The sequence below is a fragment of the Bradyrhizobium sp. USDA 4538 genome (assembly GCF_024171045.1).
Taxonomy (GTDB): domain Bacteria; phylum Pseudomonadota; class Alphaproteobacteria; order Rhizobiales; family Xanthobacteraceae; genus Bradyrhizobium; species Bradyrhizobium australafricanum.
The window spans coordinates 1382150-1398780 of sequence record NZ_JALJZE010000001.1; the positions used below are offsets into that span (position 1 = coordinate 1382150).

Annotated in this window: 11 protein-coding genes and 1 pseudogene; 2 read left to right on the forward strand and 10 right to left on the reverse strand. The window is 58.9% G+C overall.

Features of this window, described 5'->3' with window-relative positions:
• Window positions 1–149: 149 nt before the first annotated feature.
• Window positions 150–426 (forward strand): annotated as a pseudogene (locus J2R78_RS05935) (phospholipase effector Tle1 domain-containing protein); the annotation flags it as partial.
• Between the two features lie 419 nt (window positions 427–845).
• Here the strand turns inward: J2R78_RS05935 and J2R78_RS05940 are convergent.
• From J2R78_RS05940 to J2R78_RS05960, 5 genes are all read right to left on the reverse strand, one after another.
• Window positions 846–1601, reverse strand: coding sequence for a hypothetical protein (locus J2R78_RS05940; RefSeq protein ID WP_069280007.1), 756 nt, complete (start codon window positions 1599–1601; stop codon window positions 846–848).
• A gap of 891 nt (window positions 1602–2492) precedes the next feature.
• On the reverse strand, window positions 2493–3818 hold the full coding sequence (gene ltrA / locus J2R78_RS05945) for a group II intron reverse transcriptase/maturase (protein WP_244558912.1): 1326 nt from the start codon (window positions 3816–3818) through the stop codon (window positions 2493–2495).
• A 1204-nt stretch (window positions 3819–5022) separates the two neighbouring features.
• A complete protein-coding gene (groL, locus tag J2R78_RS05950; protein ID WP_253603410.1) occupies window positions 5023–6672 on the reverse strand; it encodes a chaperonin GroEL in 1650 nt (549 codons plus the stop codon).
• Window positions 6673–6760: 88 nt separating this feature from the next.
• On the reverse strand, window positions 6761–7075 hold the full coding sequence (gene groES, locus J2R78_RS05955; RefSeq protein WP_069280009.1) for a co-chaperone GroES: 315 nt from the start codon (window positions 7073–7075) through the stop codon (window positions 6761–6763).
• Window positions 7076–8552: 1477 nt separating this feature from the next.
• A complete protein-coding gene (locus J2R78_RS05960; protein ID WP_176731409.1) occupies window positions 8553–8711 on the reverse strand; it encodes a hypothetical protein in 159 nt (52 codons plus the stop codon).
• A 345-nt stretch (window positions 8712–9056) separates the two neighbouring features.
• On the opposite strand from J2R78_RS05960, the gene J2R78_RS05965 reads away from it, so the two are divergent.
• Window positions 9057–9863, forward strand: coding sequence for a LuxR family transcriptional regulator (locus J2R78_RS05965; RefSeq protein ID WP_256558520.1), 807 nt, complete (start codon window positions 9057–9059; stop codon window positions 9861–9863).
• 731 nt (window positions 9864–10594) lie between these two features.
• Here J2R78_RS05965 and nifA read toward each other — a convergent pair.
• The 5 genes from nifA to J2R78_RS05990 form a co-directional block, all read right to left on the reverse strand.
• A complete protein-coding gene (gene nifA, locus J2R78_RS05970; protein WP_069280011.1) occupies window positions 10595–12418 on the reverse strand; it encodes a nif-specific transcriptional activator NifA in 1824 nt (607 codons plus the stop codon).
• Between the two features lie 179 nt (window positions 12419–12597).
• Window positions 12598–13434, reverse strand: a complete 837-nt coding sequence (locus J2R78_RS05975; protein ID WP_069280012.1) for an SDR family NAD(P)-dependent oxidoreductase — start codon at window positions 13432–13434, stop codon at window positions 12598–12600.
• Window positions 13435–14006: 572 nt separating this feature from the next.
• Complete coding sequence (locus J2R78_RS05980) at window positions 14007–14213, reverse strand: hypothetical protein (protein ID WP_141713652.1); 207 nt, start codon at window positions 14211–14213, stop codon at window positions 14007–14009.
• Window positions 14210–15226: a nodulation protein NodZ gene (locus J2R78_RS05985; protein WP_276327028.1), complete on the reverse strand. Its 1017-nt coding sequence runs from the start codon at window positions 15224–15226 to the stop codon at window positions 14210–14212. The genes J2R78_RS05980 and J2R78_RS05985 overlap by 4 nt, the downstream gene beginning before the upstream one ends.
• Window positions 15227–15836: 610 nt before the next feature.
• On the reverse strand, window positions 15837–16628 hold the full coding sequence (locus J2R78_RS05990; protein ID WP_069280013.1) for an ABC transporter permease: 792 nt from the start codon (window positions 16626–16628) through the stop codon (window positions 15837–15839).
• Window positions 16629–16631 lie beyond the last annotated feature (3 nt).

A 16631-nucleotide genomic window follows, 5' to 3' on the forward strand; every position in this document is an offset into this window, starting at 1 on the left:
TTCTCGATCTGTCGCCAGACTTAATAACTGCGCTTGATCCGGCAAGGACGAAATTGGCCTGACACGCGAAATGGCCGGGGTGCCGAAACGAGCCAGACCAGCTGCGAACATGAATCTTGACCAGCTCTGTATGCTACGTCTTCGCGCACTACGCCTTCATCATCAACCACTACGAACCCGGTGATCGAATCTTCCTTATTGGCTTTAGTCGCGGTGCTTACACCGTCCGCAGCCTGGCGAACTTGCTTATGCTTTGCGGGGTACCGACCAAGACACCAACAGGTCCCCTAATGCGCTTCCGGAAGCAAGTGGACGACATCGCTACGGAGGTCGCTCGTCACGGTGGTGCTTGAGCATGGCGCCGGATATCCACGTGATCAATATGCAGCTGAACGCTTCGAGCAGGCGATTCGCGAGAAATATGGAGTGCCGGCGCTGCCGGCGTTCGCCCGCTTGGAGGCGTTCACGAGCGCCAGCGAGAAGGCAAAACAATCAGGCGCCAGCGCCGTCATCCCGGCCAGCGCCCCAAACTTGCCTATTGCACGGATGATATTTTGCTGGGGCTCAAGCGCCTGGTGGAACGCGAGGGCGCCATTTTCGCGCGATTGATCAACGACGATCCCGAGTTGCCCTGTCGGTAACCGTGGCTCACCATTTTGGCAACCTCTCAAAGGCCTATCGGTTGCTCGGTCTCGTCCGCCTGAAAGATAAGCCTGCGCGATTTGGCTTGCGACGACGATAGCTGGCGATACTACTCATGTGCGCGACGAGCCGCTCAGACATTGACCGCTTAGTTGCTTGGACCGGCACAGCGCCGAGCATACATTCAAGCGCCTCCCGCGATCTTATTCCATATACGAGGCGCTCCAAACCCTGAGGGCCCGGGGTGCCAGACTGGTATCGGCTAATTTGCTCCAGGACTTGCCCACTTCGATCCAGCGGCATTTCCGCGCTGGCAAGGTCTCCAGCATTTTTTGGGCGATGGGTGCAAGACTCGCAGCTTCGGAGTTTGGGGCAAGGCCAGCATCTTCAAGGATTTTCACAGCGGCCTCTTGGGATCGCGTCCACGCTGCTTCGGTGAACCTCCTCTCCGAGAAGTACTCAAAACAGGTGCGAAACGTCAGAGCGCGGCCGATGATCTTATGGTTTGGTAGCCCCGTCTCACTCAGCCATCGGCGCAAATGGTCACACCACTCCTGGCTGCTGAAATCGAGAAGATTGCCACCTTCGAAGATCAAAAGCGCCGCCATGCCGGCGATTTCGCATCGCACGTCTTCATCTTGTTTTTCGAACCAGTCGCGGATTGCTTGCAAGGGCGTCCTCGGCCGATTTACGGCCCATATCTTTGTCGCGCCGGTCCGATTGAACGGGACGACGTTTTCCAGTGGGGGCATGCGCGGCCAGGGCTTCCCCTTTGCGTCCCATAAGACCCAACGCTCTGCGATCGCCTTTGCTTCTTCCGGCGACCTGGTTCGCCAAAGCTCCTTGAGCGCCTCGTCGACGTAGTATGAAACATCCGCCTTCAGGCCGCATATACGCGCGATTGCTGCGAGGCGTCCGGCGTCAAGGAGCCGGGCCGCGAAGTTGTTCTCTGCGTTCATTTTCCGAGGTCTTTCGCGCCCTCTCCAGCGCGTCCCGCTCATTCTGCTCTAAACACACCACGAAACGCTATTCACGCCGTTGGAAGTTAGCGGCAACGTGACAAGACGCCCGTCGGTATCGGCCGAGCAGACGCCCTCTTGATTTATGTCACGCGCCGCTAAACTCAGCGGCCAGCCACGGCCTCAACTTGCAATGGTAGCCAAGCCTGGAGAAGCCCCTAGGCATAGCTAGGGTTTGCATTCTTCGTGCCAAGCAATAGTCGACAGTTCGCACCATGCTGTGTTGGCTTTGTCTGCTTTCCAACATACTAAGGTCTCAATCCTTGCAGTCGAGCCTGTCCGTAGCAGACTGTTGTCGATGCCGCCGTCTCCATCGAGAGCTATGCGTCCAAATTCCAGTTTTCCGCCGCTCGCTGACTTCGCGAAGGAAGTTAATTATCTAGTGCACGAAGCGTCGTACGAACCCGGTCTGGACGCCGTTGTGAGAGCCATTACACCCGCGCGGATACTGTGGGCCGCATCGCAGCGATGGCGAACGTGAAAACACTTGTTCTCAATCATTTCGTGCCTGCGGGTGATAACAACGCGGCACCCGACGTATGGAGGGAAGCGGTTCGGACGACAATGGAGGCAACATCGTTGTCGGAAGAGACCTGCGTCAGCTTACGCTGTAAGTGAGAGGCTGGAGGCATCTACACTGGCCCTTTTTCAACTCCGCATGAAGTTCGGGCTCGGGCTACGCATGCCAGCATAACAAGGGACATGAACACGGCGAATCGGGATAGGGGGAGTCTCGCGACTCTCCCACCGGGTCACCGGCGGTCGCCCGCCCCCGGTTCCCACAGAACGTGGCGTGCGGATTTCCCGCACCGACGCTCTTCGACAGTTGGTTCACAGCACTGCAAGCGCTTGCAGCTCCCGATAAGGGAGGCGCAGCTTAGGCTTCAGCAACGGTGTCCGTTCTTTGATTTGGTTGAAGGCGTCCCAAGTGAGGCGTCGTCCTGCCCAGCTGCGGCTGCGCAGCATTCCGCGCCAGTAACGCTCCACGGCCCGATAGACTTTTACGAGGCTCCGGAGATTTCCGGCGACGCCGTAATAGCCATAGTGGCCGCGCAGGACGAGGTTGATTTCATCGGCCTGGTCACTGATCTTGTAATGCCGTATTTGCCGCATCAGCTCCTGCAGAGACATAAGGCTGCGCTTTAGCCGAGATTTCTCGGTGCGCATCCCAACCTTGAAGTTGCCTTTTTGGTTTCGCGTGCAATAGAGCGTCAGCCCCAGAAAGTAGATTGTTTCCGGGCGGTTTCTACCGCGTTTGCCCGCATGTCTTTGCGCGAACCGACCAAACTCGACCAACTTGGTCTTGGTCGGCTCTAGAGTGAGGCCGAACTTCCCCAACCGAAGACGCAAGGCCTCCTGTACGCGGGTGGCGTCCGATCGATATTGGAAGCAGATCACAAAGTCGTCGATATAGCGCACCAGTCGGGCTTCGCCCCGCAACCGACCCTTCACCACGCGTTCGAACCAGAGGTCGAGAACGTAATGAAGGTAGAGGTTGCTCAAAAGCACACTGATCGATCCGCCTTGTGGCGTTCCTTGTTCGCTCGGGTGCACCGCTCCGTCTTCCAGGATGCCCGCTTTCAACCAGCGCCGGATCAAGCTGATCAGGCGCGGATCACCGACTCGATGTTCGACAAACCGGAGGACCCGATCATGATCGAGACTCCCGAAGAAGTTCTTCAAATCCGCCTCCAACACCCAGCTGATCATGCCGCCGGCGATCACCTCATTGAGGGTCGCCAAGGCATGATGGGCGCTGAGCTTCGGCCTGCCGCCGAACGAGCAGGGTAAGAAGTCCTGCTCGTAAATAGCGGCCAGCACCTCAGCCGTGCTGCGCTGGAGCGCCCGGTCGGCGACAGTTGGAACCCCGAGGGGGCGCTTCTCCGTCTTACCGGGCTTGGGGATATAGACCCGCCGAATGTTCGGCGCCCGATATCCCTGGCGATGGATGGATTGGAGCATTGGCCCTATCCAGTCCTCGAAGCTCTCCTTCGCCGCCTCCACCGTCTGTCCGTCCACCCCGGCGGCGGAGCGCTTCGGAATCTGTAATAGATTCTTTTGCACTCGGTCGCGCGTGATGTGATGGGCCAACGAGGTGAAGCGAAGATTTGTCTCGCGCCGAGCTTTCACTGCTATTTGTTCAAGTTTCGTTTCCATGGTCAGCTGATCTTCTCTTTGCATAGAAGGCCGTAACTCCCGTTGAATGGAGCCCATGTCGCCCAAGAACAATTCAACTACCGCTGACCGCTTCCCCATGTGGCCGGCTCTCCCGTCCTCGGAGTACTATCGGTCAGTCTGACTTCCACCCGGTCGTCAGACCCTTCTCACCTCAGCGGCTTGGCAGGTCTTACAAGCTTGCGCTTGAACCGGATGGATCTCCCTTGTTCACGCTGCTTCCTTTGATTGCATGCTGGCGGTACGAACCCCGGGAGCACCTCTGACCGCTCGCGTTGTCGCGGCCTGCGGTTCCGCCTTCCCCTTTGAGAGACAGGGTCGGCTACTCCGATCACGTTCGATTTCGGGGCTATTTTCCCGTTCACTTCATTCCGGCCTACAACCTCCCTGTCTACGCTTCGCAACGGCCGTTACCGGACGCCACGCAAGACTCGGTTCGCGGCTGCTCGCTAGGCTTTGCCGCGGCCGTCATCTCAGACGGCAGACTTCAACGCGCTTGCAAGGCGCAACTCCCACACCACCGTACATACGGGTCCGTATACGGCGGTTCACCGGATTAAGCGCGAACGGTTTGTTTTGCGTCCGCGCCAGAGGCTCAGATAGTGGTCTCCGTCGTGTCGGCTTCGGCCCCTTTGAGCGGCGCCGTCCGGGCTTCACCCTTTCCCGCCGCTCCAAAGGCCAGTGACCTGGATTTCAGCCGCATGGCCGGCTCGAGGCTTCCACATCCAAACGTCTTTCCAGCGTTCGGGCCTTCAGCGAAACTCGTTCCGCCTACTATGCCGTCTGCTGACTTCTCCGTCGCGATCACGGACCTTGCGGCCCGCTCAGTCCGGTCGCCCGGACACGCCGAAGATCTCCCGAGGTAAGTTCGACCGCCTTCCCTGCACGCCCGCCGGATTTACCACCCCAACCCTTGATGACTGTGGACTTTGCGATCATTGGCTCGCTCGTCCGGTTGGGTAGGCCTCGTTATCCGGTTTTTGTCCATCGGGCCGCAGGTTTGCTCCACGCTTCCTTCAGACCCCACCTCGCGATGACGCCCTTGCGCTTCGCTAACCCTTCGCCGCCATCAGGCTGGGTAAAGGACTTCCACCTCCAAGCTGTCGAACATGCTCGGCACACCAAGAAAAAACCCCGGCATTGGTGCCGGGGCTCTGTAATTCTCGTATTGTTCGATGCGGCTGGATCAGAAGTCCATGCCTCCCATGCCGCCCATGCCGCCGCCCGGGGGCATGGCCGGGCCGGCTGCGGCTTTCTTCGGCAGCTCGGCGACCATGGCCTCGGTAGTGATCAGCAGCGCCGCCACGGAGGAGGCGTTCTGGATGGCGGTGCGCACGACCTTGGTCGGGTCGATGATGCCCTTGGACACCAGGTTGCCGTACTCGCCGGTCTGCGAGTCGAAGCCGTAGGCGTACTGTTCCTTCTCGAGGATCTTGCCGACGATCACCGAACCGTCTTCACCGGCGTTGATCGCGATCTGGCGAGCGGGAGCCGACAGCGCCTTGCGCACGATTTCGACGCCGGTCTTCTGGTCGTCGTTCTTGGTGCGCAGGCCCTTGAGCTGCTCGGCGGCACGGAGCAGAGCGACGCCGCCGCCTGGGACGATGCCTTCTTCGACAGCCGCACGGGTCGCGTGCATCGCGTCATCAACGCGATCCTTGCGCTCCTTCACCTCGACTTCGGTCGCGCCGCCGACTCGGATCACCGCGACGCCGCCCGCGAGCTTGGCGAGACGCTCCTGGAGCTTCTCACGGTCGTAGTCCGAGGTGGTCTCCTCGATCTGCGCCTTGATCTGGGCAACGCGCGCCTCGATGTCGGCCTTCTTGCCGGCGCCGTTGACGATCGTGGTGTTCTCCTTGTCGATCATCACCTTCTTGGCGCGACCGAGCATGTTGAGCGTGACGTTCTCGAGCTTGATGCCGAGGTCTTCCGAGATGGCCTGGCCGCCGGTCAGGATCGCGATGTCCTGCAGCATGGCCTTGCGGCGATCGCCGAAGCCCGGAGCCTTGACGGCCGCGACCTTCAGGCCGCCACGCAGGCGGTTGACGACGAGGGTGGCGAGGGCTTCGCCTTCGACGTCCTCGGCGACGATCACCAGCGGCTTGCCGGTCTGCACCACGGCCTCCAGCAGCGGCAGCAGCTCGTTCAGCGAGGAGAGCTTCTTCTCGTTGATGAGGATGTAGGCGTCGTCCATCTCAACGCGCATCTTGTCGGCGTTGGTGACGAAGTAGGGCGAGATGTAGCCGCGGTCGAACTGCATGCCCTCGACGACGTCGAGTTCGGTCGCGAGCGACTTGGCTTCCTCGACCGTGATCACGCCCTCATTGCCGACCTTCTTCATGGCGTCGGCGAGGAACTTGCCGATCTCGGCATCGCCGTTGGCCGAAATGGTACCGACCTGGGCGATCTCCTCGTTCGAGGTGACCTTCTTCGAGTTCTTCTGGAGGTCCGCAACGACGGCTTCGACCGCGAGGTCGATACCGCGCTTCAGGTCCATCGGGTTCATGCCGGCGGCGACCGACTTGGCGCCCTCGCGGACGATCGCAGCCGCCAGCACGGTGGCGGTGGTGGTGCCGTCGCCGGCCGCGTCAGCGGACTTGGAGGCGACTTCGCGCACCATCTGGGCGCCCATGTTCTCGAACTTGTCGTCGAGCTCGATCTCCTTGGCGACGGTGACGCCGTCCTTGGTGATGCGGGGGGCGCCGAACGACTTCTCGAGCACGACGTTGCGGCCCTTCGGACCGAGGGTGACCTTCACGGCGTTGGCGAGGATGTCGACGCCGCGCAGCATGCGGTCGCGGGCGTCGACGCCGAATTTGACTTCTTTGGCTGACATATTGGTTTCCCTGAGTGTTTAGATCGGTCTCCCCCTTGGCGAGGCGCCCGGCAGGCGCTCCTCAGGGGTGAGCGGTGCGAGCGGTTGGTTAGGCGGCCTTCTTCTTGGAAGCGGGGACGTCGAGCACGCCCATGATGTCGCTTTCCTTCATGATCAGCAGGTCTTCGCCGTCGATCTTGACCTCGGTGCCCGACCACTTGCCGAACAGGACGCGGTCGCCGACCTTGACGTCGATCGGGGTCAGTTTGCCGCTCTCGTCGCGGCCGCCGGGGCCGACGGCGATGACTTCGCCTTGCGAGGGCTTTTCCTTGGCACTGTCCGGAATGATGATGCCGCCAGCAGTCTTCTCTTCAGCGTCGATGCGCTTGACCACGACGCGGTCGTGAAGCGGACGGAATTTCATGCAGTCCTCCTAAGCGTTTGCACGAGCTAGAGATTTTCAGATGTTAGCAATCGATGCCCATGAGTGCTAGTTTCGGGCCGAGCTGAGATAGGATAGGATTTTTGCGGGAGCAAGGGACTCTGGCAGAAAAAATAGGCAGCTCACGTCGAATGCGACCCAGTACATGGCGCGCGTCGGCTTCGAATATTCGACGGATGTCGGCAGCCGGCTCCCGCGAGACGGAGCTCCAGCCTTCGCGCATCGATCTGCCGCCGCCCACCCCTTCTCCAGTCGTGCTCGCGGTGAAGGATGCGGCGCCTTACCTTCCGGAGCCTCGCGACGTGATCAGATTCCTGCTTGGCCACCGAGTGACGCAAACTCACATTTCCCGCGGCTGCCCTCGCATCCCTGTCCTGTCCGCATTATTACGATTAACTCTCTGTTTGCATTGGGGATCGGGCGATTTTAAGCTTTACTCGCGTATGGAGCCCCCTTGTCGCCTAAGAACAGCTCTGACGAGGTCGCACAGGCCTTTCGTCTCTTAACAGCCTTTCGTGCGCTCTGAACTTCTGCCGACGCGTCGACGCGTCATCGAGATAGTCGAGTCTATGTCAGCGGACATCGAACCCCGGACCATTGCTCACCCATCGGTCGACCAGAGCAAGTCCTGAGAAAGGCGCGGCGGGCAATTCCTAGAGAGCTGCCATTGTGTCGCACTCGACGAACGAAAACTCTTAGTCTTGCCAAGACCCGGCGGCGGCATGGACCGCTGAAGTGATTTGCCAGATTGTAGCTGCATCGAGTTTGGCCCCGCAGGAGCCATGCTTTCAAAGGTTCAACCTGGCAGGCTTACGGCCGCCCGAGGGGCGCGAGCGAGCAAAACCTGCATGGCCGATCTCAGCCGGACGCGCCCTCCGGCTCGTCGGCACTACTATGCGGAGAGGAACCATTCGTGGCGAGGATACGTGCAGATTACAAGCGAATGTGCTGAGCCGCCTCAACGACAGTCCTACGATTCAACGACCTACTGTCGATCAGAAGGTCACACAAATCTTGCCAAAATGGGTCCCTTCGCGGAGAAACGGCTCGGTAGGCCCGAGCAACTCTCGTGCGCGCAGAGTAGAATCGGCCATTTCACCGGAAGAAGCGGAAAGACGGTCTACCACGATCGGCTCTTCAATTGGCAGTATTCGCACTTGACCGGGCTGTGAGAGGGGAACGCTTCCTTTTTCCGACCGGTTGGAAGAGAGGGCGAGGGCCGCAAGCTACCCTCTTCGTGGTTTGGGCCAACTTGTGCCTGGGCTTACGCAAATGGTGCGTCGCGTTTTCCTCGGATGTCACCATTACCGCAATGCGTTCGCGATTCTCCGGGCCCGACTTGCCCGGAAGCCATTGTTTCCAGCTCGCTTTTTTCTAGCTCTGCAGTTGGCACGACAGTTGCTGTGTTAGATTCACGATCTCTCCCCTTCGGAGATGCGCATGCAAAGTATCCTCTGGATCAAGCAGCTCTCGCTACTGTGCGTATCTCCAGTTGCACCTTCAGCGCGGGGATCATCTGCGTCATGGGTTCTTCATGTGCGCTGGACGTCTCCAACGCACCTGCGCAGGCGTCCGCCATCATGAAACGGTCACCGTGCTGCTCGACGGCCGCATCCATGAGACCATCCAAGAAAGCAGCATCAGCGAATCGCTCACGGTCCCACTCGCAAGGGGAGTAAGAAGAATGACGCTGCTGTTGGGTTCGGCGGCAAGTAGAGGATTGATGTCAGCACCGTATGGGCCGAGCGGCGCACCGCCTGGTTCACCAGCGCTCTCTCTCAACTGAATCCCGAACCGCACGTTCAGCATCTCCACGAAGGACAGGAACAGAAGCTCCGCTCTTTGACGGCACGATTGTGCCGGCACAGCTTGGAGAAGGATAACAAACTCCGGGATCAGCGTGACGCAAAGCGACGTGGGCGTCCCTAAGCTCTCATGAAGACAAAAGGTAAGAGTGCAGGCCATGGAACGGAATTTAACTCGCCGTGAAACAAGCGTCACTCCACACATTGATAGTCCTGAATGGGCCTGCAAGGCTACGATCGTGGATCTTTTTAGTTTCACCGAATGCGCAAGCCAGACGCATTCGCTCAAAGCGCTGTTCGATCTCCTGGTAAACTTTGCCACGAAGGAGGGATTCAGTGAAGTTGCCTACGGGACGCTTAATTTCGACGCGCCGCTCCAGCTTAGCGAGTGTCCACCGCCCACAGTGGCTGTGAAGTGGCCACCCGAGTGGTGCGACCGATATTTCAAACGCAAATACCATATGATCGATCCGGTGGTCCGGCGAACACCGACGCTTTCGCGACCGTTCCTTTGGGATCGTCTCGCTGATCACTATCAACTTCAGCCCGACGAGAAACGCGTACTCGACGAGGCGAGGGACGCAGGCCTGAAGCATGGGATGAGCGTGCCACTATTTGGTCCATTGGGGCAAGTATCGGTTGCGTCCTTCGCATCACCCTTCGATGACGCTGATCCTCAGGATCGCATCGGCCATCTAAACACACTAGCCTGGCACTTTCACATCGCCTATCGCGAGATTGCTCGCCCCTCTAGCAGCGGCGGTGACAAACGGGTTGCACTTTCACAACGCGAGATCACCTGTCTGCGCTGGGTGAAAGAGGGCAAATCGTCATGGGCAATCGGGAAAATCCTAGAAATCAGCGAGAATACCGTCAATTTTCATATCAAAAACGCTATGCGAAAACTGGGGGCGAGCAGACGGACCCAAGCGGCCTTTACGGCTGATCAACTCAATCTTCTCTGAATTCGTCTAATGGAGTGACTCACCGACCGGCTAAGATGCTCCGCCATAATAAATAGCTGCCTTGGCCCCGCACGTAAGGACAGCCCCTTCGACCGGATTTCCTCTGCATGATAAGAAATTGATAACAATTTCTTGCGCAAACGCGAGCTCCGCTTGTGTTTACTTCATCATCGCTTCGACCTCTGTTTGAAAAGCTTGGCGCGCGAGGCACCTCGCGAATAGAACATGTGGCCTCACGGAAAACACGACAAGTTTAAGCGCAGTGCCGAGGGGCGGCTGAAAACCCTGAAGGGTCTAACACTCTGCAATGCGGGACTCTTCTCAGAACGGTTCAGACTCAAGCCGCTCCGGGAAACGCCGGGACTAAACACCTAGCTCGCTGCTCCGGACGAAAGAATACCGACGCGCGTCGGAGCTGCGACAGCGCCATCCAGCTACGAACGCCAAGTGACTTGCGAGATCACCTCCGTTCCCAACAGGCGCGGGCAGAATCGCACGATGCTCATAACTGAAACCTCTTGCCCTGGAGCGAAGCCGACCCAATTCCCACGTGGTCCTGATGCTCCCGCGCTCAAGATGGACCGCCGTCGCACGTCGCCTTACCAAACCGGCATCGCAGGCGAGTTGATCCTGTCACGCATGGTAATCTGCCGCCGAGGCCGGACGCGCCTCCGATTCGATCTCATTGGATGCGTCCCCGAAACCCCATTGTCCTCTCACGGGACCGCGCTTCAGAACCGTTTAATCTCGATTCCGTACTTCCTCAGCGCGTAGCCGATCTGGCGCGGCGTTAGTCCGAGCAAGCGCGCGGCTTTTGCCTGCACCCAACCAGATTTTTCCATGGCCGCAATGACCCGCTCGCGATCGGCCATCTTTGCGCCACTTACGAGAACTGTGCCGGGAGGCGCCGGCGAGGCCAGTTCGCTGCCGACGGGCGGGACCAGCGCAGCCGCTTCAGACAGCGAAGTGATCGGCTTGACCGGCACGGGCACGGTCGGTGCCGGCTGGACTGTCGCCTCCTCCGATGTACTTTTCCAGAGCATCGCGGAAAGGCACTGACCATGGCAACATGCAAAGTCATTTCTCACGATCGATGGTCCGGACGACAGGGTCGCGGTGCGCTCGATACAGTTCTCGAGCTCACGGACATTGCCTGGAAAGCCGCAGTTCATCAGCACATCGATCGCACTCGCCTCCAAGGTCAGCGCGCGGCCATTCTCGTTGTTGAAATTCCTGAGAAACTCGCCGGCCAGCAGCGGAATGTCACTGCGTCTTTCGCGCAGCGGTGGCAGCAGCAAGGGAACGACGCTGATGCGATAGTAAAGGTCCGCGCGAAACTCGCTTCTTGCTACAGCCTCTTCAAGGTTCTTGTTGGTCGCAGCGATAACTCGAACATCGACTTTGATAGTCTGGTTGCTGCCGACCCGTTCGAACTCCTGCTCCTGCAGGACGCGCAGCAACTTCGCCTGGAACGGCGCTGAGATCTCGCCTATCTCGTCAAGAAACAACGTCCCTTTGTCAGCAAGCTCGAAGCGCCCCTTGCGCAAGCTGAACGCGCCAGTAAAGGCACCCTTCTCATGACCGAACAATTCGGATTCCAGCACCGTCTCGGGGAGCGCCGCGCAATTCAGCTTAACGAACGGCCGCTTGGCGCGGGAAGATGATTCGTGAATGGCCTTGGCTACAAGTTCCTTTCCGGTACCGGATTCGCCGCGCAGCAGAACCGTGCTGTTCGATTTGGCAACGACTGCGATCTTCTCGAGCAACCCGCGCAGCGCCGGGCTGTCGCCAATGATCCCGTGGATCGGCAGCTTCTTACGCTCCCTTGGCGGCTGCCTAAGCTCGAACAATTGCTTTTGCAGACGGTCCTTCTCCGTCATCAGCCGCTCGCGGTCGCAGGCGACCAAGCGATGCAGCCTCACTGCCTGTCCCACTAGGTTGGCGATCATGGCGAGCAGCCGCGCATCATAATCGAGCCGGAGGTTCGACCTATCGTCACGGACTCGGTCGACCGTCAACGTACCCACGACTTTGGGGTCAATCCGGATCGGAACTCCGATGAACGACACCGGCATATTTTCCGAAGCCCCGAGCACTTCCAGGTCAGCTGCGCTGAACGCCGATTCCGCTGCCACGTTCTCGGCGACAAGAGGCCTGTCGGTCACAACGATCTGGTCGATTGCCTTCCGCGGCAGGCGCATCCGGTAGCGTTCGTCGCTGCCTTCGCTCCAACCGGCACCCACCGTGATGTCCGGCATCCCGTCATCGTCGAACAGTGAGACGATACCATGTCGCATCTGCACGAACGATTGCAGAAGCCCCACGACGTTGGCCAACGTGACTTCGAGCCGGCAGGGAGCGGTGAGTACCTTCGATATCTCGAAGATGCCGGTCAGCGCGCTTTCGCCCAGCGGCTCGCCCGAGAGCTCGCGCTCCGTCTCCGCGTGAGAGGCAGGTCTTTCGCGCGCGGAAGCAATATGCAGCATGAGGCGGTCTCCGTTTTCTTGATCATCCTCCCTCTCAACTTGTTCAAGTTTACGAACTTCGTTTTGCATGTCATGCTCAGTCTAGGGCTACGAGTTGACGAGATGACATAGAAGCGTAACACCTTCATGGCACGACGGTAACTCTAAGGTGCCGTGATTTCACTTTTTCGGAATGGGTGCGTGACGTAGCGTGGAACAAGAGCTTCAGAGCTGAAACTCAAGACAGCTGCGTTGCCAGCTTGCTCGATTCACAGATGTTGCCCACCATTGATCGGCACCTCGGCGCCCGTGACATAGCTTGCGGCATCCGAACATAAGAAGAAGATAACCTTGGCCACTTCGTCCGGCGTTCCCACTCTGCGCAGCGGAATGTTTGGCACGAGACGCGCTTCCGTATCGGGCGACAACATGTCCGTCCTGATCTCGCCAGGCGCGATTGCATTCACGCGAATACCATGCGGCGCGTAATCGTGGGCCATTTCGCGTGTGAGGCTCGCAAGTGCAGCTTTCGACGTCGCATAAGCGCTGCCGGCAAATGGGTGCACCCGCGAACCAGCGATCGATGTCACGTTGACAATCGACCCTGATGCGGCCCTTAACTTGTCAAATAGACCCCGCGCTAGCAGGATCGGGGCTACCAGATTCAAATGGAACACCCTCATCCAGGTTTCGGTTGACGTCGACAACGAGGTCAGCCGGTCTCCATCTGGCGTCTTCGGCGAGATGCCGGCATTGTTCACTAGCGCGTGCAAAGGTGCGCCCGCCAAACGTTCCCTCACCTCAGTGATCAAGCGCGGCAGCGCTTGATGATTGCTGAGGTCGACCTGGACATGATCCTCGCGCCCGGACCCCCACGGGCACCGCTCGCCGTCGAACGGCTGCCGCGCGCAAGAAATGATGCGCCAGCCTGCCTCCGAAAACAGCTTGGCGGTGGCATGACCGATTCCACGCGACGCCCCGGTCAGCAACATCGCCTTTTGTTCACCACGATGGACGCGGGCTTTATCGGCGTGAAAGGGACAGCTCAAATGTGTCTCAGGCAGCGGACCTGCGACTAGATCGTCATTTGGTAGATCGAAGCCCACGCCCGCGTCCCCTCCTGTAGCGCCGCTGGCAAACGCGTAGCAGGATTTGGGCCACTACGATGCACGCAAAGACGCTCCGGTTTTGCGTCCTAATGTCGCGCATGCCAAACGCTTGGCGGACTCGAGACACGGCGCGTGCGCTTTACGACAGCGATAGTGCATCGCCCACAGTCCTGAGTCTACTCTGTCTACTGTTCAGACCAACACTCAGTCGCGCTCTTGTGATCGCCGAGCCGAGGGATGTAGCGGACAAACAGCGCCCGTCACTCGTCGCTACAACGATCATTCAGGATGGCGGAGATGCCGGTCGTCTTTGTGATCCGAAACCTTACGCGACACCTCAATACGCCAGGTATCTCGCATCAAGAAGCTAGACTGAGACTAGGACGCTGAATGGGCCAGCCCGATACCGTAGTCCCGAAGTGCTGGTCAGCGCGAGCGAGTGGCCGGCGGCTGCAAAGGACCTCGCCGGCTCGACGTCGGACCATTCGATAACTTAATCCGCCAGCAGCCACGAAAGCCTTTCAGCTTCGGCCCGCGCGTGTCGAAGCCGAGGCCCGATGCCCACCTGTCTAACGCGGTGGCAGTGCGCTACGGCCACTCTTGTCGAGTTCGAGCTTCAGCGGATGTCTTCCGACCGCCGCATCTTTCTTTTCTCCAGTGCAAGGGGTCGCTGGAGTGTCGGTTTTAACAAGCAGTTGCCGCGCGGAAAAATACCGGCAGCACTGCTCGATGCAAAAAGCGGCCATCAGGTCGATGAAACGGGTTACAACTTTCATGAAGCCACGAGCTCTTGTGATGGCTCCTCAATCAAGATCAATCGGCTCGGATCGTTCAAATCAAACTCTATCACGCGCGGCGCACAGAGGCGCGCATAACGTGTGAAGGCGCTCGTCGGCGGAAAACGGATCACAGTGTCGCATCGCGCAAGGAGATACATCTCGATTAGGGCGGAAACGCCGCCCTCGGCTCCGAGTGCCGCACTATGCAAAGGCCCGGCTTGAGGCGCCTGGAAGCGCTTTGGGATCGTGAAGACATCGGGAAACAGTGCTGACACCTTCTCAAGTACGAGCGCGCTGTCCGTGCACAGGAATGCCCTGATCGGTTTTGCATGCGGCAACGCCTTCGCCTTATCAATGGCATCACAGACCTGTCGCAAGGCGCGCTCCGGATCAGCCCAGTAGGGCGCATGCCCCATAATATCTTCGCCGTTGCCGTGCCGGACGTGAATGCCGATCACGCTGTACGGGTCAAAGTGCTCACGGAAGATGGCATCGATCCGCGTCCGCACTTCGGATCGCGGCTTGATACTCTGAAAGATCTCTCGTTCGGCTTCCTCATCGCAGCGCCACATCAAGCAGGCGTCACATACGACCGTATTTGCATCGCAATCTTGCTCGCTTTGAAACAGTTGATCGAGTTCGTCGCGTTCCCGGAAAATCTGCTCATCCGGCCGATAGACGCAGTCAAAGGTCGGCCTATTCCACCATGCCGGGAAGAACGGCCCCGGAAATGAGCGCTCATTGATCTGGTCGTCGCAGATCACCCTTACACCGCCAATCTCTTGAACTGGTTCGAAGAAAACCGGAAACGCGTTGGTGAATGGTTGATCGAGATAACAGGACCCGCGCCAATCGATGACCAGGTTCCGTCCGGTCCGCTGCGCAAAACGCCAAGCTGCTGCCAACGACCACAGACAGTCGCCCAACCCGGTACGTCGTCGAGAAACAACGAAGCGATCATTTTGCGCACTATCAAGCATTTGCGTTACGTCCTGAGCAAGAGATATCATCGGAAACACCTCACATGTGATCTTGGCCGATGTTATGGTCGGCAGTTGCGCTGCTCGCGATTTGCGTCGGTAGAACTTCATGGCAGCGCTATCCTCGTAGCGGGTGCTCTCAGCGTTTTGTCTCTTGTCTCTGTTCAGAACGGTTGCGCCGATATATCCGCTTTCAGCCGAATGCCTATTGTCTCCTAATTATCTGAGAACTGGTGGAGTGCTTGACCCGCTTGAGGTGCTGCTGTTCGACGTAGTGATCACACAGCTACTCCGCGCGAGAAGCGTAGTGCCACCCTGCGAGAAATTATGGGGCAGCTCGGGCGAGGTTTCACAGATCCTGTCTCCCAGACACAACATTGCGCTCTCCGTTTTGATCATCTCAGGAAGGCCAACCGCCGCTCCACCTACGTCGCCTGTACTATCACGATCCGCCATCCAAGCGGCCCAGGCACACAGCCAAGGCAACGGCGAATTCCGCCCACGCGCCGGCCACTCTATTGGAGTACCGAGCGTCGCGCACTGATCGACCGCACCGACGCACAGCTGCTTGATATCATCATTGACCATTCCGGTGGCTCCTTCGCGCCGCCTGGACCGGTGCAGCGAGCCTGTCAATTCGTCAGCGCAGGAGGCGGCGTCGAAACAATGCTGTCGACACAAAGAAGGGCAACACCGCGTATATGCAAAGCGCACCGACATGGACGGCAACGCCGCCGCTGACCGCGCGCTCAAGCATCGCTGGGCGAATGAGATCGACCGAATGTGCGAGCGGCAGCAAGCCCGCGACGTGCTGAAAGGAACTCGGCAGCTGGCTGTTCGGAAAGACCGCACCACACAGAAACACCATGGGTGTAATGATGAGCGTCTGGTAAAATACGAAGTAGTCGTAACTTGGCGCAAGAGATATGACGACCATGGCCAGGCTGGCGAAGACGAGGCCGGTAAGGGCGACCGTCGGCATCACATACAAAACGGACGGCCAGGAAGCATAACCCAGCACGGCAGCGACTATCCCGATTGCAGTTCCGGCCAGAATGGACTTAGTGGCCGCCCAGACCAATTCGCCCAGAACAATATCGCCAAGCGTGAGCTGTGTTGATAGGATTGCTTCCCAGGTGCGATTGGCGCCCATCCGGGCAAAGGTCGCATACATGGTTTCAAAGGTCGCGGATGTCATGGCGCTGGTCGCGACCATGCCCGCCGACAAAAATGCGATGTACGAGGTTCCCTCAACGCGGCCCACGATTAGCCCGAGACCAAAGCCAAGGCCAAACAGGTTAGTTATGGGATCTGCGAGGTTGCCGAGAACCGATGCAAGCGCGACTTTCCTCCATGCCAGGAAGTTTCGACGCCATACCGCGATCCAATTGTACGCGTTAGCGGGCATCAGCGCGGCAAAACTTTCACCCATCTC

Coding starts and splice junctions, on each gene's coding strand:
- J2R78_RS05940 (WP_069280007.1), bottom strand. CDS start 1,601: ATGAACGCAGAGAACAACTTCGCGGCCCGGCTCCTTGACGCCGGACGC.
- ltrA (WP_244558912.1), bottom strand. CDS start 3,818: ATGGAAACGAAACTTGAACAAATAGCAGTGAAAGCTCGGCGCGAGACA.
- groL (WP_253603410.1), bottom strand. CDS start 6,672: ATGTCAGCCAAAGAAGTCAAATTCGGCGTCGACGCCCGCGACCGCATG.
- groES (WP_069280009.1), bottom strand. CDS start 7,075: ATGAAATTCCGTCCGCTTCACGACCGCGTCGTGGTCAAGCGCATCGAC.
- J2R78_RS05960 (WP_176731409.1), bottom strand. CDS start 8,711: ATGGATGCGGCCGTCGAGCAGCACGGTGACCGTTTCATGATGGCGGAC.
- J2R78_RS05965 (WP_256558520.1), top strand. CDS start 9,057: ATGGAACGGAATTTAACTCGCCGTGAAACAAGCGTCACTCCACACATT.
- nifA (WP_069280011.1), bottom strand. CDS start 12,418: ATGCAAAACGAAGTTCGTAAACTTGAACAAGTTGAGAGGGAGGATGAT.
- J2R78_RS05980 (WP_141713652.1), bottom strand. CDS start 14,213: ATGAAAGTTGTAACCCGTTTCATCGACCTGATGGCCGCTTTTTGCATC.
- J2R78_RS05985 (WP_276327028.1), bottom strand. CDS start 15,226: ATGATATCTCTTGCTCAGGACGTAACGCAAATGCTTGATAGTGCGCAA.
- J2R78_RS05990 (WP_069280013.1), bottom strand. CDS start 16,628: ATGGGTGAAAGTTTTGCCGCGCTGATGCCCGCTAACGCGTACAATTGG.